General features: G+C 71.6%; 24 protein-coding genes and 1 tRNA gene. 15 read left to right on the top strand and 10 right to left on the bottom strand.

Annotated elements, in window-relative coordinates:
* Positions 1-123 precede the first annotated feature (123 nt).
* Positions 124-909 carry a GntR family transcriptional regulator gene (locus ACZ7OO_RS35605; RefSeq protein ID WP_471511357.1) on the bottom strand — a complete coding sequence of 262 codons (786 nt, stop codon included), beginning with the start codon at positions 907-909 and terminating at the stop codon, positions 124-126.
* 29 nt (positions 910-938) lie between these two features.
* Positions 939-2,810, bottom strand: coding sequence for a 3D-(3,5/4)-trihydroxycyclohexane-1,2-dione acylhydrolase (decyclizing) (gene iolD, locus ACZ7OO_RS35610; protein ID WP_471511359.1), 1,872 nt, complete (start codon positions 2,808-2,810; stop codon positions 939-941).
* 310 nt (positions 2,811-3,120) lie between these two features.
* Here iolD and ACZ7OO_RS35615 point away from each other — a divergent pair, with 310 nt between their 5' ends.
* The 5 genes from ACZ7OO_RS35615 to ACZ7OO_RS35635 all read left to right on the top strand — a co-directional run bounded on the left by ACZ7OO_RS35615 (position 3,121) and on the right by ACZ7OO_RS35635 (position 7,343).
* Positions 3,121-4,140, top strand: a complete 1,020-nt coding sequence (locus tag ACZ7OO_RS35615; RefSeq protein WP_471511361.1) for a sugar ABC transporter substrate-binding protein — start codon at positions 3,121-3,123, stop codon at positions 4,138-4,140.
* Between the two features lie 5 nt (positions 4,141-4,145).
* A complete protein-coding gene (locus ACZ7OO_RS35620) occupies positions 4,146-5,219 on the top strand; it encodes an ABC transporter permease (RefSeq protein WP_471511363.1) in 1,074 nt (357 codons plus the stop codon).
* 4 nt (positions 5,220-5,223) lie between these two features.
* Positions 5,224-6,135 carry an ATP-binding cassette domain-containing protein gene (locus tag ACZ7OO_RS35625; protein WP_471511365.1) on the top strand — a complete coding sequence of 304 codons (912 nt, stop codon included), beginning with the start codon at positions 5,224-5,226 and terminating at the stop codon, positions 6,133-6,135.
* A 3-nt stretch (positions 6,136-6,138) separates the two neighbouring features.
* Entirely contained in the window at positions 6,139-7,041 is a 903-nt protein-coding gene (locus tag ACZ7OO_RS35630) for a sugar phosphate isomerase/epimerase family protein (RefSeq protein WP_471511367.1), read from the top strand.
* 113 nt (positions 7,042-7,154) lie between these two features.
* Positions 7,155-7,343 (top strand): hypothetical protein, encoded by a 189-nt coding sequence (locus ACZ7OO_RS35635; RefSeq protein WP_471511369.1) that lies wholly within the window; start codon positions 7,155-7,157, stop codon positions 7,341-7,343.
* On the opposite strand, the gene ACZ7OO_RS35640 is transcribed toward ACZ7OO_RS35635, so the two are convergent.
* The 4 genes from ACZ7OO_RS35640 to ACZ7OO_RS35655 form a co-directional block, all read right to left on the bottom strand.
* Positions 7,331-7,651, bottom strand: coding sequence for a hypothetical protein (locus ACZ7OO_RS35640; protein WP_471511371.1), 321 nt, complete (start codon positions 7,649-7,651; stop codon positions 7,331-7,333). The genes ACZ7OO_RS35635 and ACZ7OO_RS35640 overlap by 13 nt on opposite strands.
* Before the next feature lie 106 nt (positions 7,652-7,757).
* Positions 7,758-8,762 carry a Gfo/Idh/MocA family protein gene (locus tag ACZ7OO_RS35645; RefSeq protein ID WP_471511373.1) on the bottom strand — a complete coding sequence of 335 codons (1,005 nt, stop codon included), beginning with the start codon at positions 8,760-8,762 and terminating at the stop codon, positions 7,758-7,760.
* Positions 8,763-8,868: 106 nt separating this feature from the next.
* Positions 8,869-9,645 carry an SDR family oxidoreductase gene (locus ACZ7OO_RS35650; protein WP_471511375.1) on the bottom strand — a complete coding sequence of 259 codons (777 nt, stop codon included), beginning with the start codon at positions 9,643-9,645 and terminating at the stop codon, positions 8,869-8,871.
* Between the two features lie 15 nt (positions 9,646-9,660).
* Positions 9,661-10,827 carry a phytanoyl-CoA dioxygenase family protein gene (locus ACZ7OO_RS35655; protein ID WP_471511377.1) on the bottom strand — a complete coding sequence of 389 codons (1,167 nt, stop codon included), beginning with the start codon at positions 10,825-10,827 and terminating at the stop codon, positions 9,661-9,663.
* A gap of 140 nt (positions 10,828-10,967) precedes the next feature.
* Here ACZ7OO_RS35655 and ACZ7OO_RS35660 point away from each other — a divergent pair, with 140 nt between their 5' ends.
* The gene (locus tag ACZ7OO_RS35660) at positions 10,968-11,999 is read left to right on the top strand and encodes a LacI family DNA-binding transcriptional regulator (RefSeq protein WP_471511379.1); all 1,032 of its coding nucleotides are present in this window, start codon (positions 10,968-10,970) and stop codon (positions 11,997-11,999) included.
* Positions 12,000-12,005: 6 nt separating this feature from the next.
* Here the strand turns inward: ACZ7OO_RS35660 and ACZ7OO_RS35665 are convergent, their stop codons facing one another.
* A complete protein-coding gene (locus ACZ7OO_RS35665) occupies positions 12,006-12,353 on the bottom strand; it encodes a cupin domain-containing protein (RefSeq protein ID WP_352221176.1) in 348 nt (115 codons plus the stop codon).
* Between the two features lie 130 nt (positions 12,354-12,483).
* On the opposite strand from ACZ7OO_RS35665, the gene ACZ7OO_RS35670 reads away from it, so the two are divergent.
* From ACZ7OO_RS35670 to ACZ7OO_RS35680, 3 genes are all read left to right on the top strand, one after another.
* Positions 12,484-12,996, top strand: a complete 513-nt coding sequence (locus ACZ7OO_RS35670) for a hypothetical protein (protein WP_471511485.1) — start codon at positions 12,484-12,486, stop codon at positions 12,994-12,996.
* Positions 12,997-13,079: 83 nt separating this feature from the next.
* Entirely contained in the window at positions 13,080-13,937 is an 858-nt protein-coding gene (locus tag ACZ7OO_RS35675) for an intradiol ring-cleavage dioxygenase (protein ID WP_471511382.1), read from the top strand.
* 5 nt (positions 13,938-13,942) lie between these two features.
* Complete coding sequence (locus ACZ7OO_RS35680) at positions 13,943-15,004, top strand: maleylacetate reductase (RefSeq protein ID WP_471511487.1); 1,062 nt, start codon at positions 13,943-13,945, stop codon at positions 15,002-15,004.
* Positions 15,005-15,008: 4 nt separating this feature from the next.
* On the opposite strand, the gene ACZ7OO_RS35685 is transcribed toward ACZ7OO_RS35680, so the two are convergent.
* A complete protein-coding gene (locus tag ACZ7OO_RS35685) occupies positions 15,009-15,590 on the bottom strand; it encodes a TetR/AcrR family transcriptional regulator (protein ID WP_471511384.1) in 582 nt (193 codons plus the stop codon).
* Positions 15,591-15,791: 201 nt separating this feature from the next.
* Here ACZ7OO_RS35685 and ACZ7OO_RS35690 point away from each other — a divergent pair, with 201 nt between their 5' ends.
* Both ACZ7OO_RS35690 and ACZ7OO_RS35695 read left to right on the top strand, forming a co-directional pair.
* Complete coding sequence (locus tag ACZ7OO_RS35690; RefSeq protein ID WP_471511386.1) at positions 15,792-17,219, top strand: MFS transporter; 1,428 nt, start codon at positions 15,792-15,794, stop codon at positions 17,217-17,219.
* A gap of 45 nt (positions 17,220-17,264) precedes the next feature.
* Positions 17,265-17,341, top strand: a tRNA-Pro gene (locus tag ACZ7OO_RS35695).
* A 197-nt stretch (positions 17,342-17,538) separates the two neighbouring features.
* Here ACZ7OO_RS35695 and ACZ7OO_RS35700 read toward each other — a convergent pair.
* On the bottom strand, positions 17,539-18,126 hold the full coding sequence (locus ACZ7OO_RS35700) for a TetR/AcrR family transcriptional regulator (RefSeq protein WP_471511388.1): 588 nt from the start codon (positions 18,124-18,126) through the stop codon (positions 17,539-17,541).
* A 231-nt stretch (positions 18,127-18,357) separates the two neighbouring features.
* On the opposite strand from ACZ7OO_RS35700, the gene ACZ7OO_RS35705 reads away from it, so the two are divergent.
* From ACZ7OO_RS35705 to ACZ7OO_RS35720, 4 genes are read left to right on the top strand one after another with little or no spacing between them, the layout of a single operon-like run.
* Complete coding sequence (locus ACZ7OO_RS35705) at positions 18,358-18,921, top strand: (2Fe-2S)-binding protein (RefSeq protein WP_471511390.1); 564 nt, start codon at positions 18,358-18,360, stop codon at positions 18,919-18,921.
* Complete coding sequence (locus ACZ7OO_RS35710) at positions 18,918-19,910, top strand: FAD binding domain-containing protein (protein WP_471511392.1); 993 nt, start codon at positions 18,918-18,920, stop codon at positions 19,908-19,910. The genes ACZ7OO_RS35705 and ACZ7OO_RS35710 overlap by 4 nt, the downstream gene beginning before the upstream one ends.
* Complete coding sequence (locus tag ACZ7OO_RS35715; protein ID WP_471511394.1) at positions 19,907-22,033, top strand: xanthine dehydrogenase family protein molybdopterin-binding subunit; 2,127 nt, start codon at positions 19,907-19,909, stop codon at positions 22,031-22,033. Before ACZ7OO_RS35710 ends, ACZ7OO_RS35715 begins: the two co-directional genes overlap by 4 nt.
* Positions 22,026-23,279: an XdhC family protein gene (locus ACZ7OO_RS35720; protein WP_471511396.1), complete on the top strand. Its 1,254-nt coding sequence runs from the start codon at positions 22,026-22,028 to the stop codon at positions 23,277-23,279. Before ACZ7OO_RS35715 ends, ACZ7OO_RS35720 begins: the two co-directional genes overlap by 8 nt.
* Here the strand turns inward: ACZ7OO_RS35720 and ACZ7OO_RS35725 are convergent.
* Positions 23,255-24,355, bottom strand: coding sequence for a substrate-binding domain-containing protein (locus tag ACZ7OO_RS35725; RefSeq protein ID WP_471511489.1), 1,101 nt, complete (start codon positions 24,353-24,355; stop codon positions 23,255-23,257). The genes ACZ7OO_RS35720 and ACZ7OO_RS35725 overlap by 25 nt on opposite strands.
* Positions 24,356-24,407 lie beyond the last annotated feature (52 nt).

Consider the following 24,407-nt stretch of genomic DNA (forward strand, 5'->3'; position numbering starts at 1 on the left):
ACGACGGAGCCCCCAGGGGGCGAACTCCGTGGGGGCTCGTGTGCGGGCATGTTGGTTTCCCGTGGCAGGACCAGCGGTTAAACCGGCCGCGGCCGTACCGCCGCACAGCGTTCCACGCCTGTCCTACGGCCGTACGAGCAGCTGGAAGTCGAAGGCGTACCGGGAGGCCCGGTAGACGTGGCTGCCGTACTCCACCGGCCGCCCGGTGTCGTCGTAGGCCGTGCGCCGCATGGTGAGCAGGGCGGCGCCCTCCTTCTCGTCGAGGCGGGCGGCCTCCTCTGCGGTCGCGCTGCGGGCGCCCACCGTCTGGTGAGCGCTGTGCAGGGTGATGCCCGCCGTGCGCATCATCCGGTACAGGCCGGTCGACTCCAGGCGTTCCGTGGCCAGTTCGAGCAGGGTGGCGGGCAGGTAGTTGCAGAGGAACGCCACCGGCTGGCCGTGCGTACAGCGCAGCCGCTCCAGGACGACCACCTCCGCGCCCTCCGCGATGCCGAGCGCGGCGGCCACCTCGCCGGTCGCCGGGATCCGCTCGTTGCGCAGCACCCGGGTGGTCGGGCCCTGCCCGGCCGACTCCAGGTCGTCGTAGAGGCTGCTCAGCTCCAGCGGCCGCTTCACCTGGCTGTGCACCACCTGGGTGCCCACGCCCCGGCGGCGCACCAACAGCCCCTTGTCGACGAGGGACTGGATCGCCTGCCGGACCGTGGGCCGGGACAGGCCCAGCCGCACCGAGAGGTCGACCTCGTTGCCCAGGAGGTTCCCCGGGGCGAGGGCGCCGTGCTCTATGGCTCCCTCCAGCTGCTGGGCGAGCTGGTAGTACAGCGGCACCGGACTGCCGCGGTCCAGCGCGAAGTCCAGGGAGTCGAGTGCCGAGACGGTCGCGGTGCGGGCGGAATCACCGGTTCGGGCCACCGGGACACCTCCTTCCGGGGTTCGTGGGGTCACAGGTGCCGACGGCGCTCGGCGCGCTGCCGGTCGTAGTCCTCGCGGGCCCGTACGGCGGCCTCGCGGGCGGCGGTCTCGGCGACGGGCACGTCCCACCAGGCCTCGGCCGGGGGAGCGGTGGGCGCCGGGTCCGTCTCGACGTACACGCACGTCGGCCGGTCGCTCGCCCGGGCCGCCGCGAGGGCCTCGCGCAGCTCCCGCACCGTCTTGGCGCGCAGCACCTCCATGCCGAGGCTGGCCGCGTTGGCGGCGAGGTCGACCGGGAGCGGGGCGCCGCCGAAGGTGCGGTCGGCCAGGCGGTAGCGGTAGGCGGTGCCGAACCGCTCGCCGCCGACCGACTCGGAGAGGCCGCCGATGGAGGCGTACCCGTGGTTCTGGATCAGGACCACGTTGACGGGCAGGCCCTCCTGGACGGCGGTGACGATCTCGGTCGGATTCATCAGATAGGTGCCGTCGCCGACCAGCGACCAGACGACCCTGTCCGGGGCGGCCTGCTGGACGCCGATGCCGGCCGGGATCTCGTAGCCCATGCAGGAGTAGCCGTACTCCAGGTGGTATTGGCGCGGCGAGCGGGCCCGCCAGAGCTTGTGCAGGTCGCCCGGGAGCGAGCCGGCCGCGTTGATGACAACGTCGTCATCCCCGACGGCGGCGTCCAGGGCGCCGAGCACCTGCGTCTGGGTCGGCACGGCGTCCTCGTCGTCCGCGCGGTAGGCGGCCTCGACGACGGCCTCCCAACGCTCCTTGCCGGCCCGGTACTCCGCCTCGTAGGCCGCGGCCACGCGATGCCCGGCGAGGGCATGGGTGAGGGCGCCAAGGCCCGCCAGCGCGTCGCAGACGAGGGTGCGGGCGGCCAGCTTGTGGGCGTCGAAGCCGGTGATGTTCAGGTTGAGGAAGCGGACGTCCGGGTTCTGGAAGAGGGTGCCGGAGGCCGTCGTGAAGTCCGTGTACCGGGTGCCGACGCCGATGACCAGGTCCGCGGTGCGGGCCAGGTCGTCGGCGACGGCGGTCCCGGTGTGGCCGATACCGCCCAGGTCGGCCGGGTGGTCGTGGCGCAGCGAGCCCTTGCCGGCCTGGGTGGAGGCGACGGGGATGCCGGTGGCCTCCACAAGGGCCCTCAGGGCGTCCTCGGCGCGGCTGTGGTGGATGCCGCCGCCCGCCACGATCAGGGGGCGCCGAGCGGCCCGTACGGCGGTCACGGCGTCCGCCAGCTCGACCGGGTCCGGGGCCGGCCGGCGGACCCGCCAGACGCGCTCGGCGAAGAACTCCTCGGGCCAGTCGTACGCCTCCGCCTGGACGTCCTGCGGAAGGGCGAGGGTGACCGCGCCGGTCTCGGCCGGGTCGGCGAGCACCCGCATGGCGTTCAGCGCGGACGGGATCAGGGCCTCGGGGCGGGTGATCCGGTCGAAGTAGCGGGAGACCGGGCGCAGCGTGTCGTTGACGGAGACGTCGAACTCGACCGGGTGCTCCAGTTGTTGCAGCAGCGGGTCGGGCGCGTGGCTCGCGAAGTAGTCGCCGGGGAGCAGCAGCACCGGCAGCCGGTTGATGGTGGCGAGGGCGGCGCCGGTCACCAGGTTGGTGGCGCCCGGGCCGATGGACGTGGTCACCGCCTGCGCGGAGAGCCGGTCCAGCTGGCGGGCGTGACCGACGGCCGCGTGCACCATCGCCTGCTCGTTGCGGCCCTGGTGGTACGGCATGACGTCGCCGTACTCCAGCAGCGCCTGGCCGATCCCGGCCACGTTGCCGTGGCCGAAGATGCCCCAGGTGCCGGCGATCAGCCGGTGCCGGACGCCGTCGCGCTCGGTGTACTGGGCGGAGAGGAACCGCACCAGCGCCTGGGCGACGGTCAGGCGGGTGGTCGGCTGGCTCATGGGGACCTCATTCGGGACGGGGTGGTGTACAGGGGTACGCCAGGCGGGAGCGGGTAGGGATCGCGAGGCTCCCAGGGTGGGGCGGGATGCCTCTCAGGTGTAGATCGGGGCAGGTGGAGCTGTCAATGGTTTGTACTTACATTCGGACCTGCGTGTGAAATGATGTCTTAACAAAGTATTGACAGCGGGCCGCGCAGGGGCTTGTATCCCGTCCCAACGCACAGCGCCGACCCGGACCAGCACTTTCCGGGCCGGGCGGGATCCTCACGGATCCCCTTCCTCTCCCGTCGCACAGTGAGGTGCAGGCAAGATGGACCGCTCATCCCGTATCCGTCCGCGGAGACTGGCCCCCTTCGTGGCCGTGGCCGCGGCGGCCGTCCTGACCCTCGCCGGCTGCTCCAGCAGCTCCGGAGGAAAGAAGTCGGAGGAGGGCGGCGGGTCCGCCGCCGCCGGCAAGGCGAGCACCCCCCGCATGACGGTCGCGCTGGTCACCCACCAGTCGCCGGGCGACACCTTCTGGGACATCGTCCGCAAGGGCGCCGAGGCGGCCGCGGCCAAGGACAACGTCAAACTCGTCTACTCGGCCGACCCGAACGCCGGCAACCAGGCCAACCTGGTGCAGAACGCGATCGACCAGAAGGTCGACGGGATCGCCGTCACCCTCGCCAAGCCGGACGCCCTCAAGACCGTCATAGGCAAGGCGACCGCCGCGAAGATCCCGGTCGTCGGGATCAACTCCGGTGTGAGCGACTGGAAGAAGCTCGGCCTGCTGGAGTTCTTCGGCCAGGACGAGACGGTGGCGGGCGAGGCGCTCGGCAACCGGCTGAACACGGAAGGCGCCAAGAAGGTCGTCTGTGTCATCCAGGAGCAGGGCAACGTCGGCCTCACCCAGCGATGCGACGGGGTGAAGAAGACGTTCTCGGGGACGACGGAGACCCTGTACGTCAACGGCACGGACCCGACGGCGGTCAGGTCGACGATCACCGCCAAGCTCAAGACGGACAGCTCCGTCGACCATGTGGTCACGCTCGGCGCCCCCATCGCGCTGATCGCCGTGCAGTCGCTGTCCGACGCGGGCAGCAAGGCGCAGATCGCGACCTTCGACCTCAACAAGGACCTGACCGGCGCCATCAGCAAGGGGACCATCGAGTTCGCCGTGGACCAGCAGCCCTATCTGCAGGGCTACCTGGCGGTCGACTCGCTGTGGCTCTACAAGAACAACGGCAACTACATGGGCGGCGGTGAGCAGCCGGTGCTGACCGGGCCGGCCTTCGTGGACAAGTCCAACGTCGACAAGGTCGCCCAGTTCGCCGCGAAGGGCACTCGGTGATCGGTATGAGCCACCAGGTACAGCCGGCGGTGGCCACACCGCCGCCGGCCCCCGGCCCGCAGGAGATGGACGGCCGTACCGCACGACGCCCCCTGGCGCTGCGGGTGCTCGCCCGTCCGGACGTGGGCGTGTTCCTCGGCGCCGTCGCGGTGTACGTCTTCTTCCTGATCGCGGCGCCGCCGGTGCGGGAAGCCGGCTCGATGGCGAACATCCTGTACCAGTCGTCCACCATCGGGATCATGGCCCTGCCGGTGGCCCTGCTGATGATCGGCGGCGAGTTCGACCTCTCCGCCGGTGTCGCGGTGGTCACCTCGGCGCTGACCGCGAGCATGCTGAGCTACCAGCTGACGCTGAACGTGTGGGCGGGCGTGATCGTCGCGCTCATCGTGTCGCTCGCCATCGGCGCCTTCAACGGCTGGATGGTGGTCAGGACGGGGCTGCCCAGCTTCCTGGTCACCCTGGGCACCTTCCTGATCCTCCAAGGCGTCAACCTCGCGGTCACGAAGCTGGTCACCGGCAACGTCGCCACCGACGACATCAGCAACATGGACGGCTTCGACCAGGTCAGGAGCATCTTCGCCTCCTCCTTCCACATCGGCGGCGTCGAAGTGAAAATCACCATCGTGTGGTGGCTGGTCTTCGCGGCGATCGCCACCTGGGTGCTGCTGCGTACCAAGTACGGCAACTGGATCTTCGCGGTGGGCGGCAACAAGGAGAGCGCCCGCGCGGTCGGCGTCCCCGTGACCTTCACCAAGATCTCGCTGTTCATGCTGGTCGGCTTCGGCGCCTGGTTCGTCGGGATGCACCAGCTGTTCTCGTTCAACACCGTGCAGTCCGGCGAGGGCGTCGGCCAGGAGCTGATCTACATCTCCGCCGCGGTCATCGGCGGTTGCCTCCTGACGGGCGGTGCGGGCTCGGCGATCGGCCCGGTCTTCGGCGCCTTCATGTTCGGCATGGTGCAGCAGGGCATCGTCTACGCCGGCTGGAACCCCGACTGGTTCAAGGCCTTCCTCGGCGTCATGCTGCTCGGCGCCGTCCTGATCAACCTGTGGGTCCAGCGCACCGCGACCAGGAGGTGACCCGATGACAGACAACGGAACCGGAACCCACGGCGCCATCCTCCAGGACACGGCACCCGCCGAGGGCGCCCCGATCGTCGAACTGCGCGGCTCGGGCAAGTCCTACGGCAACATCCGCGCCCTGCACGGCGTCGACCTCAAGGTCTTCCCCGACCAGGTCACCTGCGTCCTCGGCGACAACGGCGCAGGCAAGTCCACCCTCATCAAGATCATCTCGGGGCTGCACCAGCACACCGAGGGCGACTTCCTCGTCGACGGCGAGCCGGTGCGTTTCACCACCCCGCGCGAGGCCCTCGACAAGGGCATCGCCACCGTCTACCAGGACCTCGCCACCGTCCCCCTGATGCCGGTGTGGCGGAACTTCTTCCTCGGCTCCGAGATGACCAAGGGTCCCTGGCCGGTACGGCGTCTCGACATCGCCAGGATGAAGGAGACCGCCGACCGCGAACTGCGCAACATGGGCATCATCCTGGACGACCTCGACCAGCCCATCGGCACCCTCTCCGGCGGCCAGCGCCAGTGCGTGGCCATCGCCCGCGCCGTCTACTTCGGCGCCCGGGTGCTGATCCTCGACGAGCCCACCGCCGCCCTCGGCGTCAAGCAGTCCGGTGTGGTCCTCAAGTACATCGCCGCCGCCCGCGACCGCGGCCTCGGCGTCATCTTCATCACCCACAACCCCCACCACGCCTACATGGTCGGCGACCACTTCAGCGTCCTGCGCCTCGGGACCCTCGAACTCTCCGCCGAACGCAGCGAGATCACCCTCGAAGAACTCACCAACCACATGGCCGGCGGCGCCGAACTCGCCGCCCTCAAGCACGAACTGTCCCAGGTCCGCGGAGTCGACACCGAGGAACTCCCGGAAGAGGAGGACCTCACCGCCCCCGCGGCGACCGGTCCGGAAGGAAAGTCCTGACCCATGGCGAACGCCCTCGACCGCATCCGCGTCGGCTCGGCCCCCGACTCCTGGGGCGTCTGGTTCCCGGACGACCCCCGGCAGGTCCCCTGGGAACGTTTCCTCGACGAGGTCGCCGAGGCCGGGTACTCCTGGATCGAACTCGGCCCGTACGGCTACCTCCCCACCGACCCGGCCCGCCTCACCGACGAGATCGGCCGGCGGAACCTGAAGGTCTCGGCCGGCACGGTCTTCACCGGTCTGCACCGCGGCCCCGCCGTCTGGGAGTCCACCTGGGAGCACGTCAGCCAGGTCGCCGCGCTCACCCAGGCGATGGACGCGAAGCACCTGGTGGTCATCCCGTCCTTCTGGCGGGACGACAAGACCGCCGAGATCCTGGAGCCGCACGAGCTGACCGGCGAGCAGTGGGCCCACCTCACCAAGGGCATGGAACGGCTCGGCCACGAGGTGAGGGAGACGTACGGCCTGGACATCGTCGTCCATCCGCACGCCGACACCCACATCGACACCGAGGAGCACGTGGAGCGCTTCCTCGACTCGACCGACACGGACCTGGTCAACCTCTGCCTGGACACCGGCCACTACGCCTACTGCGGCGGCGACAGCGTCAAGCTGATCGAGACCTACGGCGAGCGGATCGGCTACCTCCACCTCAAGCAGGTGGACCCGGCGATCCTGGCCGACGTCCAGGCCAAGGGCACCCCGTTCGGCCCGGCCGTGGCGCAGGGCGTGATGTGCGAACCGCCCACCGGGGTACCGGAGCTGGGCCCGGTGATGGAGGCGGCGCAGCGGCTGGGCGTCGATCTGTTCGCCATCGTCGAGCAGGACATGTACCCCTGCGAGCCGGACAAGCCGCTGCCCATCGCGGTGCGCACCCGGAAGTTCCTGCGGTCCTGCGGCGCCTGAGCCCGGGAACACCCGCCGGAACCCGGACGTTCTTCCGGACGACGGGACGAAAGCCAACTCCACCGTCGTGGCGGAGCGTCGCCGCGGCGGAGGAACGGGCCATGGGGGCGAGGATGACACACGAAGAGCACGCTGAGCCGGTCGTCGACGGTGCTGCCGCGGTGTTGCGGCAGCACCGTTTCGGGGTGTTGCCGGAGTGGATCCGCCCGGAGGACATGGTCGAGACCAGGCCGGCGATCCAGCATGACCCGGACCGGGACGCCTACGACCCGGACGAGTTCGCGGTCCGCTACGGACTCTGAGCCGGCGGGAGTTCCACCGCGCCGCGGGCAGGCAGGTTCTCGGCGCGGTCCCGCACCTTCTGCCGGGCCGGGCGCGGCTGCCGGCCCAGCAGCCGCGCCGCCTTCTCGGTGCTGTGCCGGTTGCGCCGGCCCAGTGCCGGGGTGATCTCCCGTGGCGCGGGGCCCCGGAAGCGGGCCGCGAGACGCACCGCGAAGTCCGGCAGCCGACGCGTCGGCACCCGCCGCCCGCGCTCGCCGAGGTCTTCCGTGCACGCACCGGTACCCCGCTCGACGTCGGCGCGGCGGACGGCACGTTCAAGCAAGGACATCGACCCGGAGGACGTACTCCTCCGGCTCGCAGTCAGGGGAAACGACGAAGGGGCGGCCCGGGACCGCGCTCCGGTCCCTCCGCCCGCCCCGCCGCCGTGCCCGGTGTCAGGCGCCGCGCACCTCCGCGATCGTCACCGGACGGTGCTCGTGCAGGGACAGCGTGCAGGCCTCCGCGATCCAGCCGGCCTCCAGGGCGTCCTCGACCGTGCAGGGCGAGGGGCGGTGGCCGGCCACGACCTCGGTGAACGCGGTGAGTTCGGCGCGGTAGGCGGCGGCGAAGCGGTCCATGAAGAAGTCGTGCGGCGTACCCGCCGGGAAGCTCACGCCGGGCTCGACCGAACGCAGCGGGAGCCTGTCCTCCAGGCCGACGGCGATCGAGTCCTGGAACCCGTGCAGCTCCATACGGACGTCGTGACCCCGTGCGTTGTGACGGGAGTTGGAGACCACCGCGATGGTCCCGTCGTCCAGGGTGAGGATCGCGCCGGTGGTGTCCGCGTCGCCGGCCTCCTTGATGTAGTCGGCACCTCGGTTGCCGCCGACCGCGTACACCTCGGTGACCTCACGGCCGGTCACCCAGCGGATGATGTCGAAGTCGTGCACCGAACAGTCCCGGAAGATGCCACCGGACACCGCGACGTAGGCGGCGGGCGGCGGGGCCGGGTCCAGGGTGGTGGAGCGGACGGTGTGCAACTTGCCCAGCTCCCCGGCCTGGACGGCGGCACGCGCGGCGACGAACCCGGCGTCGAAACGGCGGTTGTAGCCGATCTGGATCGGTACGTCCTTGCCCTGGACGGCCTTGAGTACCTCGACACCGTCACTCATGTGCTTGGCGACGGGCTTCTCGCAGAAAACGGGGATGCCGGCCTCGACGGCAGCGAGGATCAGGGTCGGGTGGGCGTCAGTGGCGGCGGCGATCACCACGCCGTCGATGCCCGCGGCGAGCACGGCCTCGGGCGAGTCCGCCACCTCGCCGCCGAACTTCTCCGCGGCTGCCTTGGCGGCGTCCGCGAAGGGATCGGCAAGAACGAGCGACTCGACCGCGTCGAGCCCCGAGAGGGTCTCGGCATGAAAGGCACCGATACGACCGAGCCCGAGAATTCCCATACGCATGGGCGTCTTACTCCTTGGTGTGTATGCGCCCCTCAGGGGCGCGGGGAACTGCGCGATCAGCCACAACGCAGCCGCAGACGACCCGCGGCCCGGGGGCGGCAACCCCTTAGTCGAGCCCACCCAGCACGTTCTGGTCCCAGTCGATCACCGACCCGGTCACCACCCCCGACCGCTCCGACAGCAGCAGCACCACGAAGTCCGCGATCTCGTCCGGCTGGCCCAGCTTTCCCATCGGCAGCCTGGACGCGGCGTCCTCCAGCCAGCCGTCCTCCGCCCCGTGGAACGCCCGCTGCGTCGCGTCCTCGCCCTCCGTCGCCGTCCAGCCGATGTTCAGGCCGTTGATCCGCACCCGGTCCCAGCGGTGGGCGTGCGCCGCGTTGCGGGTCAGCCCGATCAGGCCGGCCTTCGCGGCGACGTACGGCGCGAGAAACGGCTGCCCGCCGTGCGCGGACGACGTGATGATGTTGACGACCGTGCCGGGCGCCTTGCGCGCGACCATGTCGGCGACCGCCGCCTGCATCGCGAAGAACGGCCCCTTGAGGTTGATCGCGATGTGCTGGTCGAACAGCTCGGGCGTGGTGTCCAGCAGGGTGCCCCGGGAGGTGAGTCCCGCCGAGTTGACCAGGCAGTCGATCCGCCCGTACGCCTCGATCACCTCACCCACCGAGGCCTTGGCCTGTTCGGCGTCCGCGAGGTCGGCCCGTACGTACAGTGCCTTGCCGCCGGCGGCGGCGAGTTCGGCCACCAGGGCCTCGCCGGGCCCGGGGCGGCGGCCGGTGACGGCGACCGTGGCGCCCTCACGCACCGCGGCCCGCGCGATGGCCGCGCCGACGCCCTGGCTGCCGCCGTTGACGAGGACGATCTTGTCGTCGAGAAGTCCCATGGAATCCTTGGCCTTTCAGCTCTCGCGCCGGGCCGCGGCGGCCCGCAGCTCGTCCCGCAGTACCCGCGTCGCCCAGTCCTCGCGCAGCGCCCGCCGCACCAGGTCCGCCTGCGAGGGCGGGGCCATGCCGTCGACCGGCGGATCGCTGTCGAGGTTGGTCGGGAACGGGTAGCCCTCGGCGCTCGCGGCGATGACGTGCTCCAGCCAGGCCTCGGCGGCCCCCTCGGTCTGGCGCCGGCGCAGCACCGGGTAGACCGCGTTGGTCACCGCCTCCCGGTCCACCGTCTCCATGGCCCGTCCGAAGGCCGAGGACACCTGGAGCAGGTTGGCCATCCGCCGTACGTCGACGCTCCGGTTGGTGCCGGCCCCGTGGAACACCGCCGGGTTGAAGAACGCCGCGTCGCCCTTGGCCAGGGGCAGCTGCACGTGGTGGGCCTTGAAGTAGTCCTGGAACTCCGGCCGCCGCCAGGCCAGATAGCCCGGCTCGTACGTCTGCGAGTACGGCAGGTACATCGTCGGCCCGGACTCCACCGGCATGTCGCAGTGCGCGACCGCGCCCTGGAGGGTGAGCACCGGGGAGAGGCGGTGTACGTGCGCCGGGTAGGCCTCGGCCTGCTCGTCGGAGAGGAAACCGAGGTGGTAGTCGCGGTGCGCGGTCTGTGCCACGCCGCCCGGGTTGACCACGTTGACCTGCGAGGTGACCTGGTAGCCGGGGCCCAGCCAGGCCCGGGAGACCAGGGCCAGGATGTCGTTGGCGTAGTAGTCGGCGAACACCTCCGGGTCGTAGAGCGCCGCCTTCTCCAGCGCGTTCCACACCCGTTCGTTGGCCCCCGGCTTCGCGAAGTGGTCGCCGGCCTGCGCGCCCGACTCCTTCTGCTCCGAGATCAGCGCGTCGAACACCGCGGTGGCCCGGTCGAGGATCCTCGGGTCGGGGAACGCGCCCTTGAAGACGACGACACCGGGGCCGTCGGTGAGGGCGCGCACGAGTTCGGTCCGCACCTCGTGGGGCGCGTCGGCGGTGCGCAGCCGCTCGCTGTCGTAGACGAGGACGTTGCCCTCGACGGCCGAGGCGTACGGGTAGGCGGCCGGGTCGGTGGTCCGCTCGACCAGCGCGCGGAAGGTGTCGAGGTCGCAGTCCTGCTGCGAGAGCCAGGCGCGGCCCTGTTCGGCGGCGAGGGACATCGGTGTCCTTCTTTCGGTCACGGCCACGGTCACGGCCTCGGACAGGGCCGTGGGAGCGGTGGCGCTCTGTCATTCTTGTCAGTACAAACCCCTCGAACAACCAGCAGCGAGCCATCAAAAACCCCTCAAGGAGCCAGGCCGTGGGTCATCCCTTCCCGATCCGGGAAATCGCACGTCAGGCAGGGCTCAGCGAGGCCACCGTGGACCGGGTGCTGAACGGCAGGGGAGGCGTGCGGGAGAGCACCGTGCGGGAGGTGCGGCAGGCCATCGCCGATCTGGACCGGCAGCGCACCCAGGTCCGGCTGGTGGGCCGTACCTTCATGGTCGACATCGTGATGCAGGCGCCCGAGCGGTTCACCACGGCCGTGCGCGGCGCGCTGGAGGCCGAGCTGCCCTCGCTGCACCCGGCGGTGGTGCGCTCGCGGTTCCACTTCCGGGAGACCGGTCCGGTGGCGGAGCTGGTGAGGACGCTCGACCGGATCGCCCGCCGGGGCTCGCAGGGTGTGATCCTCAAGGCGCCGGACGTCCCCGAGATCATCGCCGCCGTGGGGCGCCTCGGGGCGGCGGGGATACCGGTCGTCACCCTGGTCACCGACCTGCCCGCCAGCGGCCGGCTCGCCTATGTCGGCAGCGACAACCGGGCGGCCGGCGCCACCGCCGCCTATCTCATGGGCCAGTGGCTCGGCGACCGGCCCGGCAATGTCCTCACCAGCCTCAGCAGCGGCTTCTTCCGCAACGAGGAGGAGCGTGAGATGGGCTTCCGCAGTGTCATGCGGGCCGCCCATCCCGAGCGGACCCTGGTGGAGATCGCGGAGGGGCAGGGGCTGGACGCCACCCAGTACGACCTGGTCCGCGCCGCTCTGGAACACGACCCGGAGATCCGCGCGGTCTACTCGATCGGCGGCGGCAACAACGCGACCCTGCGCGCCTTCGCCGAACTGGGCCGGGAGTGCGCCGTGTTCATCGCCCACGACCTCGACCACGACAACACCCACCTGCTGCGCGAGCACCGCCTGTCCGCCGTCCTCCACCACGACCTGCGGCAGGACATGCGCGAGGCCTGCCATCTGGTGATGCGCGCCCAGGGCGCCCTGCCCCCGGCGGGCCCGACCCTGCCGTCGGCGATCCAGGTGGTCACGCCCTACAACATGCCCGCCTCCACGACCCGCTGAGCGCGCTCACAGATTGATCGCGTACGCCTTGCGCAGCGTCTCGTGCACCGTCCACGTCGTACGGTCGCCCTCGCGCAGTACGGCCATGTCCCCGGGGCCCACCGTGAAGGTCGCCCCGCCCTCGACCTCGATCGTCGCCGAGCCACTGACCACCACGAACAGCTCGTCCGCCTCGGTGTCGGTGACCACGCCCGGGGTGATCTGCCAGATCCCCCTGACCTGCCTGCCGTCGGCCGACTCCCAGACCACCTTCCCGGTGACCTCGGGCGTGCCGGATACGATCTGCGCCGGATCCAGCGGGTCGGGTTCGAGTTCGGCGTCGGGGATGTGCAGGGCGAAGCTGTGCGTCGTCATACGGCGACCCTAGCGAGCCCACCGGCCCCCTGGGCGTGGACAGTGTGTGGGGCATCGGGCCTGGTGGGAGGACACTTCGTCGGGTTGCCCGGACTGGCGGGAGCGGCGCGCCGGGGTGATCGTGGAGAACATGGCCGACTCCACGGCGGCGGTGGCGGAGCCGCATACGAACGACACCCGCGAGGCCATCCTGTTCGGCGGGGTCTACGGCTCAGTGCTGGCCTCCTCGATGGTCGCCGCGCTCACCCAGTACGGCCACCCCTCCGCCGCCAGCCGCCGCTACGACGCCCTCTGGGTCCTGGTCACCGCCTGCGCCTCCGCGCTGGCCCACGGCTACGCCCACTACATCGCCGAGCGGGCCCCGCACCAGCGCTGGGACGCGCTGCGCACCCTGGCCGACGAGTGGCCGCTGGTCACGGCCGTCCTGCCCACGGTCTTCCTGCTCGCGGGCGCCGGCTGGGGCTGGTGGCCGCCCAAGGGCGTGGAGTACCCGGCGTTCGTCCTGAACATCCTGATCCTGTTCGGTCTGGGCCTCGTCACTGCCCGCTGGTCGGCGCGGAGTTGGCCCGCGGCCGTGCTCATCGGCATGCTCGACGCCTTGCTCGGGGTGATCGTGGTGGTGGCCAACGCGCTCATCAAGTAGATCCGAAAGCGGATCCGGTTCATTGAACGGTAAACGGGTTTACGCTCACTCAAGGTCACTGTTCCTCCGCGCAAGGAGCCGGCATGACAACCGAAGACGCGGTCACCACCGAGGCCGTCGACAGTCTGCGGGGCACCGACGACCCCCGGCTGCGCGAGCTGCTCGCCGCGCTGATCCGCCATCTGCACGGCTTCGCGCGCGAGACCCGGCTGACCCAGCGCGAGTGGGAGGCGGCGGTCGCGTTCCTCACCGCGACCGGGCAGACCTGCACGGACACGCGGCAGGAGTTCATCCTGCTCTCCGATGTGCTGGGTCTGTCGATGCTGGTCGAGACGATCAACGGGCACAGCGACCCCGGCAGCACCGAGTCGACGGTCCTTGGCCCCTTCCACATGACCGAGTCCCCGGTCCGGGAGCTGGGCGCGGACATCGACCTGGTCGGCACCGGCGAACCCTGCGTGGTCAGCGGTGTGGTCCGGTCCGCCGACGGCACCCCGCTGCCCGGCGCCGTCCTGGACGTCTGGCAGGCCGACCCGCACGGCTTCTACGACGTGCAGCGGCCCGACGTCCAGCCGCCCGGCAACGGCCGGGGCCTGTTTACGGCCGACGGCGAGGGCCGCTTCTGGTTCCGGACCTGCGTGCCCAGCGCGTACCCGATCCCGACCGACGGCCCAGTGGGCGCCCTGCTGAAGGCCACCGGACGGCACCCCTACCGCCCCGCCCACATCCACTTCATCGTCTCGGCCGAGGGACACGCTCCGGTCACCACGCACATCTTCGTCGCCGGCGGTGCGTACCTGGACTCCGACGCGGTGTTCGCGGTCAAGGAGAGCCTGGTCAAGGACTTCACCCCGACCGACGACCCGGCGGCGGCGGGGGAGTTCGGCGTGCCGAACCCCTTCCGGCACGCCCGGTTCGACCTCGTACTGGAGCGCTCGTGAACCCCCTGGACTTCGTGTACGAGACCCGGCCCGTGCGGGTGGTGTTCCGGCGCGGCGCCGCGCTCACCGCGCCCGCCGAGGAGGCCCGGCACCTCGGTCTGCGGCGGCTGTTGGTGCTCAGCGGAGAGCGGGGTGCCGAGACCGCGCGGGCCGTCGCCGACTCGCTCGGGCCCGCCTGCGCCGGCCTGCACACCGGGGCCCGGATGCATGTGCCCGTGGAAGTCGCGGCCCGGGGCGTCGCGGCGGCCCGGGCCGCGGGCGCCGACGGCTGTGTGGCCGTCGGCGGCGGCTCTGCCATCGGCCTCGGCAAGGCCATCGCCCTGCGCACCGGCCTCCCGCTGATCGCCGTGCCCTCGACCTACGCGGGCTCCGAGATGACCCCGGTCTGGGGCCTCACCGAGCACGGCGTCAAACGCACCGGCCGCGACCCCGTCGTCCTGCCGCGCAGTGTCGTCTACGACCCCGAGCTCACCCTCGCCCTGCCCGTCCCGCTCTCGGTGACCAGCGGGATCAACGCCCTCGCCCACGCCGTGGAGGCGCTGTACGCGCCGGACGGCTCGCCGCTGGTCGCGCTGATGGCCGAGGAGGGCGTACGGGCGCTGGCGAGCGCTCTGCCCGAGATCGCCGCCGCCCCCGACTCGGTACCGGCCCGCGCTCGCGCCCTGTACGGCGCCTGGCTGTGCGGGGCCTGTCTGGGCGCCACCACCATGGGCCTGCATCACAAGCTGTGCCATGTCCTCGGCGGGACTTTCGGACTCCCGCACGCCGAGACACACACCGTCGTGCTGCCGTACGCCTTCGCCTTCAACGCGCCCGCCGTACCGGAGGCGGCCGCCGCCGTGGCCCGGGCGCTGGGGGCGGACGATGCGCCGGCCGCCCTGCGGGAGCTGGCGGGCCGACTCGGCGCACCCCGTTCCCTCGCCGAACTCGGTCTGCAAGAAGCCGACTTGGCGGTGGCAGCCGGACAGGTCGCGGGGCAGCCGTACGCCAACCCGAGGCCGGTCACGGCCGACGAGGCCCTGAGCGTGCTGCGGGCGGCGTACGAAGGCGGCCCACCGCGCACATAAGGGCCTAGCGGCCCGCTCTCACCCCGTCCAGGGCGATCCCGAGGACGCGGTCGCGCTGAGCGTCGTCCTCGAAGGCCGTCGCCGTGACCCCGGAGACCAGCCGGAGCAGATCGCCGATCTCCATGTCGGTGCGGGCCGCACCCGCCTTCTGCGCCCGCTCCAGCAGCGGGCCGCCGGCCGCGAACATCGACTCGCGGCAGGTCTGGAAGATCTCCGACTCGCCGTCGAGGGCCTCACGCACCGCCCGCTTGGTCGCCGCGTAGCCCACGAAGCGGTTCAGCCAGGCCGCCAGTGCCTCCCACGGCTCCAGCCTCTCGGACAGTTCCACGGCGGCCTGGCACAGGGCGTTGACCTCGTCCGCGTAGACGCTCTGGAAAAGTTCGCGACGGGTGGGGAAGTTCCGGTAGAGGGTGCCGATCCCCACGCCGGCGCGGCGGGCGACGTCCTCCAGGGAGACGTCCGCACCCCGCTCGGCGAACGCCTCGCGGGCGGCCGTGATCAGTGCGTCGTAGTTGCGGGCCGCGTCCTTCCGGTGCGGCCGCCGGGACGCGACGATCTCACTGACGGCGAACGGGCTGTCCGTCATTGCTGCCTCCCGTGGGACACGGATGAACCGGAGGGGGTCCTCGACTTCGGTTGAAACGGAGGGTTACCTCCATTAGAGTGGAGGGGTACCTCCACTTTAGCAGTGGGGAGCGGTATGGCCATGGCCGGACGCGGCTCTGTGCCCGCACTCGCGCACGCTCACAGACATTTCCCTCCGTTCCGATGTCGGAGAGGCTCCTTCATGCCCCGGAAGTCCACCCGCCTCACCTTCGCGGTCCTCGCGACCGGTGCCGGCGTGTTCTCCATGCTCCAGTCACTGATCGCCCCGGCCCTGCCGACCGTCCAGCACGCCCTGCACACCTCGCAGTCCAACGCGACCTGGGTGATGACGGCCTATCTGCTGTCCGCCTCCGTCTTCACCCCGATACTCGGCCGGGTCGGCGACCTGACCGGCAAGAAGCGCACCCTCGTCGCCGTCCTCCTGGCCGTCCTGGCCGGCTGTCTGCTCGCCGCCCTCGCACCGAACATCGGCGTCCTGATCGTCGCCCGCGTCGTCCAGGGCGTCGGCGGCGCCCTGTTCCCGCTCTCCTTCGGCATCATCCGGGACGAGTTCGCCCCGGGCGAGGTCAGCGGCAGCATCAGCAACCTGTCCGCGGTGATCGCGGCCGGCGGCGGCGTCGGCATCGTGGCCGCGGGACCCATCGTCTCGGCTCTTGACTACCGCTGGCTGTTCTGGATCCCGGTCGCGGTGGTCGCCGTGACCGTCCTCATCGCCGCACGCTATGTCCCCGAGTCGCCCAAGAGGGCCGAGGGCAGCGTCAGTTGGCTCGGTGCCGGGCTGCTCTCCGCCTGGCTGGTGGCGCTGCTGCTGCCGCTGAGCCAGGCCGGGCAGTGGGGCTGGGGCTCGGCCAAGGTGCTCGGTCTGTTCGGCGTGGCCGTCGTGCTGTTCGCGGTGTGGCTGCTCGCCGAGGCCCGCTCCCGCACCCCGCTGATCGACCTGCGCGTCATGCGGCTGCCCGTCGTCTGGACCACCAACGCCGCCGCGCTGCTGTTCGGCGCGGGCATGTACGCGCTCTGGTCCTTCCTGCCCGGCTTCGTCCAGACACCGTCCGCCGCCGGATACGGATTCGGCGCCAGCGTCACGGCCTCCGGGCTGCTGATGGTTCCGATGCTGATCGCGATGTTCCTCTCGGGCATCCTCAGCGGCCGGCTGGAGCCCCTGGTGGGCGCCAAGGCGCTCCTCACCGCCGGTGCGGCCTTCGGCGCCCTCGCGCTCGGCCTGCTCACCCTGTGGCACACCGAGCAGTGGCAGATCGCCGTCGTCTCCGGCCTGTTCGGTCTCGGCATCGGCCTGGCCTTCGCCTCGATGGCCAACCTCGTCGTGGGCAGCGTGCCGCCCGAGCAGACCGGCGCCGCGACCGGTATGAACGCCAACGTCCGCACCATCGGCGGCTCCATCGGCGCCGCGCTCACCAGCGTCCTGGTCACCGGCCGGCTCCAGCCCTCCGGGCTGCCGTACGCCTCGGGCTACACCCACGCGTGGGCCCTGCTCACCCTGTTCTGCCTGACCGCCGCCGGGGCCGCGCTCCTCGTCCCGGTCCGCCGCGTACAGCGCGTCACCGCACCGGTCACGGAACGGGCGGCAGCGGCACCGGCACGCGTGCGGTAGTGTTGACCTGCGTGATCACGCGGCACTCACCGCGTGACTCCGCAGCGGGACGTGGCGCAGCTTGGTAGCGCACTTGACTGGGGGTCAAGGGGTCGCAGGTTCAAATCCTGTCGTCCCGACCAGCTTTGTGGCAGGTCGGAGGCCGTTCTCCCGTTTGAGGGAGGGCGGCCTTGTCGCGTTCCCGGAGGGCTGGTGGCCGCAGTGTGGTCGCGGGCCGGATTCGGAGCCGCTTCGCACCTGCGATCGCAGCTGACCGAAGTGTGGAACTCCCGTGCCGGGGACTTCCCATGCCGCCGCGTCGAGAGGGGCTCGTGTCCCGTTAGTCGGCCTTCGGCCCGGGCGCTCCCACCCGCAGTCCGTCCATGACCAGGTCGAAGAGGCGGGCGGCTCGCGCTTCCCAGTCGCCAAGCGGGTCGATCGTGAACAGGCCGTTGATGGCGAGGAAGAAGTCGTCCGCGGTGACACCGGGGCGGATGGTGCCGGCCTTCTCCGCGGCGCGGAGCAGGAGGTCGGACGCGGCGGACACCGGGGTGTGCTCGGGCTTCGCCGCCGCGCCGGGCGCGCGCGTGGCCTGGCGGATCGCGTCGGCCAGGCCGGCCTTGGCCATGGCGAACCGGGCGAGCCGGTCCATCCACTCGCGAAGGGCCCGGTCCGGTTCCCGCGTCTCGAGCAGGTGGACCGCCCAGTCGGCGACCTGCTGCATCTCATGGCGGTAGATCTCCAGGACGAGCGCCTCGCGGTTGGGGAAGTTGCGGTAGAAGGTGCCCTGGCCGACGCCCGCCTTCTTGGCGATCGCGCTGAGCGGGGTGTCGGCGCAGCGGGTCAGTTCGGCCAGTGCCACTTCCAGGATGCGCTCGCGGTTGCGCTGCGCGTCGGAGCGCAGCGGTGCGTCCTTCTTCTCCGGCACTCGGACCCTCCTCGCGGGCTCGCGGAGGGGCCCGGCCTTGCTAAGCGGACGGCTGTCCGGTACGTTTCCTGGTAGCGGACAGCTGTCCGGTTGGATCCATCATAGCCATGGCCGACCCGATCCAGCCATGTACTGAGCTGCCTTTTTGCCTCCCAACCACCCGCATTTCCCTTACGCCTGCGTGCGGACCGCCTTCTCGGCGCGTTCCGCATCTGTGAAAGAAGGCTGATCATGGACCCAGCCACCCCGTCGACGCACAGTGCCATCACCCTGAACATCAACGGCGAGAAACACTCCCTTTCCGTCGACCACCGCACCACCCTGCTCGACGCCCTGCGTGAGCGGCTTGCTCTCACCGGCACCAAGAAGGGCTGTGACCAGGGGCAGTGCGGCGCCTGCACGGTTCTGGTCGACGGCCGCCGCACCGTTTCCTGTCTGCAACTGGCGGTGGCCGTCGAGGGGCGGGAGATCACCACCGTCGAAGGCCTGGCCGACGGCGAACGGCTGCACCCTGTGCAGCAGGCCTTCCTCGACCTCGACGGCTACCAGTGCGGTTACTGCACACCTGGCCAGATCTGTTCGGCCGTCGCGGTGATCGAGGAGCACGCGGCCGGCTGGCCGAGCGCCGTCACCGGCGACGTACGGCCCGAGGCGGGACCGCCGCCGTTGACCGCCGAGGAGATCCGTGAGCGGATGAGCGGCAACCTGTGCCGCTGCGGTGCGTATGTGTCGATCGTCCAGGCGGTCGCCCAGGCGGCCGCTGCCGGGACGAAGGCCACGGAGGCGGCGGCATGAGGGAATTCGGCTATCAGCGGGTGCACGACGTCTCCGGCGCGGTCGGGTTGCTGGACGCCGATCCGGACGCGAGGTTCCTCGGCGGCGGCACCAACCTCGTCGACCTGATGAAGACCGGCGTCGAGCGGCCCGCCCGCCTCGTCGACATACGCGAACTGCCGCTGGACCGCATCGAGTCGACGCCCGACGGCGGCCTGCGGATCGGCGCCACCGTCACCAACAGCGACCTCGCCGCCCACCCCGAAGTGCGCCGCCGCTACCCGGCGTTGACGCAGGCGGTGCTGGCCGGCGCCTCCGGGCAGCTGCGCAACATGGCCACGGTCGGCGGGAATCTGCTCCAGCGCACCCGCTGCGGCTACTTCGCCGACGTGACCCAGCCGTGCAACAAGCGCAACCCCGGCAGCGGTTGCCCCGCCATCGCCGGCGAGCACCACAACGCCGCGATCCTCGGCGCCTCCGACCACTGTGTTGCCGTACACCCGTCGGACATGGGCGTGGCGCTCACCGCCTTCGACGCCGTCGTGTCGTACCAAACGGCCGACGGGCCCGGGGAGTTGCCGCTCGCCGAGTTCTATCTGCCGGTCGGTGACACCCCGAACCGGGAGACCGCCCTGCCGCAGGGCGCGCTGATCACCGGCGTCACCCTGCCGCCCGCACCGGTCGCCGCCACCTCGCGCTACCGGAAGGTGCGGGAGCGGGCCTCGTACGCGTTCGCGATCGGGTCCGTCGCCGCCGCGCTGGACGTCGAGGCAGGAATCGTACGGGAGGTGCGGCTCGCCCTCGGAGCGGTCGCGTCGCGGCCCTGGCGGGCCCGGGAGGCCGAGCGGGTGCTCACGGGCGCACCGGCCGATGCCCGCACCTTCGCCGCCGCCGCGGACGCCGAACTGGCCGCGGCCCGGCCCCTGCCGCACAACGGATACAAGGTGACCCTCATGCGCAACCTCGTGGTGGCCGTGCTGACCGAACTCGCCGAGGAGGCCGCCCGATGACCACCGTCACCCCCCTGACGGGCTCCGTCGGCACCGCGCACACCCGCGTGGAGGGACGCGACAAGGTCACCGGCGCCGCCCGCTACGCGGGAGAGATCCCCTTCGCCGAACTCGCCCACGGCTGGCTGGTGTTGTCCACGGTCGCCCGCGGCCGCATCCGCGCGATGGAGACCGACGCCGTCCTGGCCATGCCCGGTGTCCTCACCGTCCTGCACCACGGGAACGCCCCGCACCTCGACACCGACTACGACGGGCTCCTGGGGAACAAGCCCGACCCGTCCATCGCGCTCTTCCAGCACGACCGGGTGCCGCACGCGGGCTGGCCCGTGGCGCTGGTCGTCGCCGAGACCTCCGAGCAGGCCAGGGAGGCCGCGGAGGCGCTCGTGGTGCACTACGACCTGGAGCAGCACGACATCGCGTTCGCCGACGGACGCCCGGACGCGTACACCGCGGCGGGCGCGCCGCACGCCGCGGCCGTGACCGCGAAGGGCGACCTGGAGGCCGAACTCGCCCGGTCCGCCGTCGTCGTGGACGCCGAGTACAGCACGCCCGAGGAACACCACAACCCGATGGAGCCCCACGCGGCGACCGCCCACTGGGACGGCGGCCGCCTGGAGGTCGTCGACTCCAACCAGGGCGCCATCTGGGTGAAGGGCGAACTCGCGAACCTGTTCTCCCTCGACCCGGCCTCCGTGCGCGTGCGCTCCGAACACATCGGCGGGGGCTTCGGCTCCAAGGGCGTGCGCGCCCACCAGGTGGCCGCCGTCATGGCCACGACCCTCCTCCAGCGCCCCGTACGCGTCGTGCTGACCCGCCGTCAGATGTTCTCCCTGGTCGGCTACCGCAGCCCCACGGCACAGCGCGTCAGGCTCGGCGCCGACCCCGACGGACGGCTGCGCGCCCTGGAGCACCGGTCGCTGAACCTCTCCTCGACGGTGCACGAGTTCCTGGAGCCCGCCGCCACGCCGGCCCGGGTGCTGTACGACGCGCCGGCCCACCACACGGCCCACCGGATCGTACGGCTCGACGTGCCGACCCCGACCTGGATGCGCGCGCCGGGTGAGGCACCGGGGTCGTTCGCGCTGGAGTCGGCGCTCGACGAACTGGCCGAGAAGTGCGGCGTCGACCCGATCGAGCTGCGCGTCCGCAACGAGCCCGAGACCGGGCCCGTATCCGGGCTGCCGTTCGCCGGCCGCGGTCTGATCGCCTGCTTCCGGGAGGGCGCCCGAAGGTTCGGCTGGGCCGACCGCGATCCGCGTCCCGGCCTGCGCCGCGACGGCCGCTGGCTGCTCGGCACCGGAACGGCGGCGGCCACGTTCCACGCGGGAGCCGTTCCGTCCACGGCCGCGGTGACCGCCGAGGCCGACGGCGGCTTCACCGTCCGCATCTCCGCGGCGGACATCGGCACCGGCGCACGTACGGCCCTCACCCTGATCGCAGCCGACGCGCTGGAGGTGACGCCGGACCACGTCCGTGTCCTGATCGGAGACAGCGACTTCGGTCCTGCGATGATCGCGGGCGGCTCGATGGGCACCAGCTCCTGGGCCTGGGCGGTCACCGCGGCGGCGGAGGAACTGCGCGAGCGACTCGCCCTGGGCGGCGGCATCCCTGCGGAGGGCATCACCGTCCGCTCGGACACCGCGGCGGCCATCGCGGCACTGCCGCAGAAGGAACGGCACTCCTACGGCGCCCACTTCGCCGAGGTCGCCGTCGACGTCGCGACCGGCGAGGTGCGGGTCCGCCGGATGCTCGGCATCTTCGCGGCGGGCCGGATCGTCAACCCGCTGACCGCCCGCAACCAGTTCGTCGGCGGCATGATCTGGGGCATCTCCATGGCCCTGCACGAGGAGGCGGTCCGGGACCGGGCCTCGGGCGCCCACATCGGCGCCGACCTCGCGGGCTACCACTTCGCGGCCAACGCCGACGTCCCGCACATCGAGGCGGACTGGCTGGCCGAGGACCCGGACGAGGACGACCCCGTCGTCATCAAGGGCATCGGCGAGATCGGCATCGTGGGCGCCGCGGCGGCCATCGGCAACGCGGTCTGGCATGCGACCGGCGTACGCCATCGCAGCCTGCCCATCCGCCCCGACCGCGTCCTGCGGGCAGGCCGAGATGCTTGACCTCGCCGCCGAGTTGAGCGAGTGGGCGCAGGAGGGCCGCGACTTCGCCGTCGCCACGGTGGTGTCCGTCGGCGGCAGCGCGCCGCGCCCTCCCGGCGCCGCCCTCGCGGTCGACAGCGCCGGTACGGTCATCGGCTCGGTCTCCGGCGGCTGCGTCGAGGGGGCCGTGTACGACCTGTGCATGCAGGCCCTCGAGAACGGCGAGCCGGTCCTCGAAACCTTCGGCTACAGCGACGAGGACGCTTTCGCGGTGGGCCTGACATGCGGCGGGGTGATCGAGATCCTGGTCGCTCCGGTGACACGGGACGGAGTCGACAGGGACGTGTACGTGTCGGCGTTGTCGGCCGCGGCGAAGGAGGAGCCGACAGCACTGGCCAGGGTGGTCCGTGGACCGGCCGAACTTGTCGGCACACCTGTACACCCACCCACACAGGGGCGCGGGGCCGTGACATCTGCGGCTCCGCCGCGTGGGCGCGACCAGCCACACCCGGCCCGAACCCTACCCACGACCTTCCCCGTTGATCACATCACCGCCGAGGCCCTGGCCACGCTGACCGCCGGAGGCACCCGCACCGTCGAGATGTCCGAGGACGGCTCCCACTGCCCCGGCGGCCTCACCCTGTTCATCGAGACCCGTGTCCCCCCACCCCGCATGATCGTCTTCGGTGCGATCGACTTCGCCGCCGCACTGGTGCGCGCCGGAAAGCTCCTCGGCTACCACGTGACCGTGTGCGACGCCCGCCCCGTCTTCGCCACCCGGGCCCGTTTCCCCGATGCGGACGAGGTCGTGGTCGACTGGCCGGACCGCTACCTCCGGAGTACGGAGACCGACGCGCGCACGGTCCTGTGCGTGCTGACCCACGACGCCAAGTTCGACGTACCCCTGCTGGAGGCGGCCCTACGGATGCCGGTCGCCTACGTCGGCGCGATGGGCTCCCGCCGTACACACGCCGACCGGGAGCGAAGGCTGCGTGAAGTCGGCCTGGGCGAGGCGGAGTTGGCCCGACTCCGGTCGCCCATCGGCCTCGACCTCGGCGCCCGTACGCCCGAGGAGACGGCGCTGTCCATCGCGGCGGAGATCGTCGCGATCCGGCGAGGCGGGACGGGCGCCCCGCTGACCGGCTCGGGCACGCCGATTCACCGTCGCACGCCGCTCACCGACTCGGCGACCGGAGGCCAGGGGGCCGCAGGTTCATCTCCTGTCGTCCTGCCTTTTCGAAGTCATCTGCCCCAGATCTTCCGGTAGGCCTCCCGGTAGCCCGACGGGTCCCAGGCCGAGGCCCCTTCGCTGTTGGCCGCCGTGGAGACATGGACCGGCGCGACGTAACCGCTGGCCGGACGGCCCGAGAAGGCGCGGTTGAACTCGTCGGCGATCTGCCAGCCCTGCGACGACAGCGGCTCGGGGACGGTGGCCGCCTGGTACTGCTCGCCGTTGATGCGCTGGAAGGCGGACGGGTCGCCGTCACCGGCGCCGATGTTGAAGGGCGGGCCTGCGCCCCTCTCCCCGGCCGCGCGGAAGGCGGGGGCGGCGTCGGCGAAGTAAAGGTCGTTGATCGCGACGGAGTAGCTCCACCGGCTCCCGAAGCGGGCGAGGAGGGTGGAGACCTCCCTGGGGGTACGGCTGCTGGTGTCCGGGATCGGGATGTTCTCGTACGACAGCAGCCGCACGCCCGCACAGGCGGCCAGCCCCTTTCTGATCAGCTCGGACTTGTGGTGGGCGAACGGGATCGAGGCGTCGGTGAAGAGGACGACCCCGGCGTTGCCCCGGGACCGGGCGATGACCCACTGCGCGCTGATCGCGGCGACGTCGTCGACGTCGGTGGTGACGTTGGTGAAGAGCTTGGGTCGCACGCTGGGCCCGGGGGAGGTGACCGCGTGCCAGCCGATGAGCGGGATGCCCGCCGCGGTGGCCCGCGCCACCTGCTGCGAGGTCGAGTCGGGGTCGAAACCGCCGATGACGATGCCCGACGGCCTGAGGGCCACGGCCTCGCTCAGTGCCGCCTGGATGCCGGCGGGGGTGCCCTCGCCGTCGATCACCCGGACCTTCCAGCCGATGACGCTCGCGGCCTCCCGAAGGCCCTTCGCGACGCCCGCGACTCCGGGGTTGGTCATGGTCTGCGCGACATAGACGACGGTCTTGCCGGGCACCGCCGCGGGGCCGCTGGTGGGCCCGTTCCAGGGGACGTCGGTCCGCTCCGCCCGGGTGACGGCGGCCTGGGCCCGTCCCTGGACGGCGGGGCAGCCGCTCGGGCCGGTGGTGGAGACCGCTGGGCCGCCCGACGAGCCCCGCTCACAGCCCGCGAGGGCGGTTGCCGCCGCCAGCAGGGCGATGGAGACACATCGCGTGGGAGAGGGTTTGTGATTGCGGCGCACG

It is taken from the genome of Streptomyces sp. NPDC111744 (genome assembly GCF_055634995.1).

Bases quoted from the DNA above. Each gene is read 5' to 3' on its own strand.
- ACZ7OO_RS35675 (WP_471511382.1), top strand. From the start codon at position 13,080: ATGACAACCGAAGACGCGGTCACCACCGAGGCCGTCGACAGTCTGCGG.
- ACZ7OO_RS35665 (WP_352221176.1), bottom strand. From the start codon at position 12,353: ATGACGACGCACAGCTTCGCCCTGCACATCCCCGACGCCGAACTCGAA.
- ACZ7OO_RS35720 (WP_471511396.1), top strand. From the start codon at position 22,026: ATGCTTGACCTCGCCGCCGAGTTGAGCGAGTGGGCGCAGGAGGGCCGC.
- ACZ7OO_RS35670 (WP_471511485.1), top strand. From the start codon at position 12,484: ATGGCCGACTCCACGGCGGCGGTGGCGGAGCCGCATACGAACGACACC.
- ACZ7OO_RS35620 (WP_471511363.1), top strand. From the start codon at position 4,146: ATGAGCCACCAGGTACAGCCGGCGGTGGCCACACCGCCGCCGGCCCCC.
- ACZ7OO_RS35625 (WP_471511365.1), top strand. From the start codon at position 5,224: ATGACAGACAACGGAACCGGAACCCACGGCGCCATCCTCCAGGACACG.
- ACZ7OO_RS35615 (WP_471511361.1), top strand. From the start codon at position 3,121: ATGGACCGCTCATCCCGTATCCGTCCGCGGAGACTGGCCCCCTTCGTG.
- ACZ7OO_RS35705 (WP_471511390.1), top strand. From the start codon at position 18,358: ATGGACCCAGCCACCCCGTCGACGCACAGTGCCATCACCCTGAACATC.
- ACZ7OO_RS35655 (WP_471511377.1), bottom strand. From the start codon at position 10,827: ATGTCCCTCGCCGCCGAACAGGGCCGCGCCTGGCTCTCGCAGCAGGAC.
- ACZ7OO_RS35685 (WP_471511384.1), bottom strand. From the start codon at position 15,590: ATGACGGACAGCCCGTTCGCCGTCAGTGAGATCGTCGCGTCCCGGCGG.
- ACZ7OO_RS35690 (WP_471511386.1), top strand. From the start codon at position 15,792: ATGCCCCGGAAGTCCACCCGCCTCACCTTCGCGGTCCTCGCGACCGGT.
- ACZ7OO_RS35710 (WP_471511392.1), top strand. From the start codon at position 18,918: ATGAGGGAATTCGGCTATCAGCGGGTGCACGACGTCTCCGGCGCGGTC.
- ACZ7OO_RS35635 (WP_471511369.1), top strand. From the start codon at position 7,155: ATGACACACGAAGAGCACGCTGAGCCGGTCGTCGACGGTGCTGCCGCG.
- iolD (WP_471511359.1), bottom strand. From the start codon at position 2,810: ATGAGCCAGCCGACCACCCGCCTGACCGTCGCCCAGGCGCTGGTGCGG.
- ACZ7OO_RS35650 (WP_471511375.1), bottom strand. From the start codon at position 9,645: ATGGGACTTCTCGACGACAAGATCGTCCTCGTCAACGGCGGCAGCCAG.
- ACZ7OO_RS35630 (WP_471511367.1), top strand. From the start codon at position 6,139: ATGGCGAACGCCCTCGACCGCATCCGCGTCGGCTCGGCCCCCGACTCC.
- ACZ7OO_RS35715 (WP_471511394.1), top strand. From the start codon at position 19,907: ATGACCACCGTCACCCCCCTGACGGGCTCCGTCGGCACCGCGCACACC.
- ACZ7OO_RS35640 (WP_471511371.1), bottom strand. From the start codon at position 7,651: ATGTCCTTGCTTGAACGTGCCGTCCGCCGCGCCGACGTCGAGCGGGGT.
- ACZ7OO_RS35645 (WP_471511373.1), bottom strand. From the start codon at position 8,762: ATGCGTATGGGAATTCTCGGGCTCGGTCGTATCGGTGCCTTTCATGCC.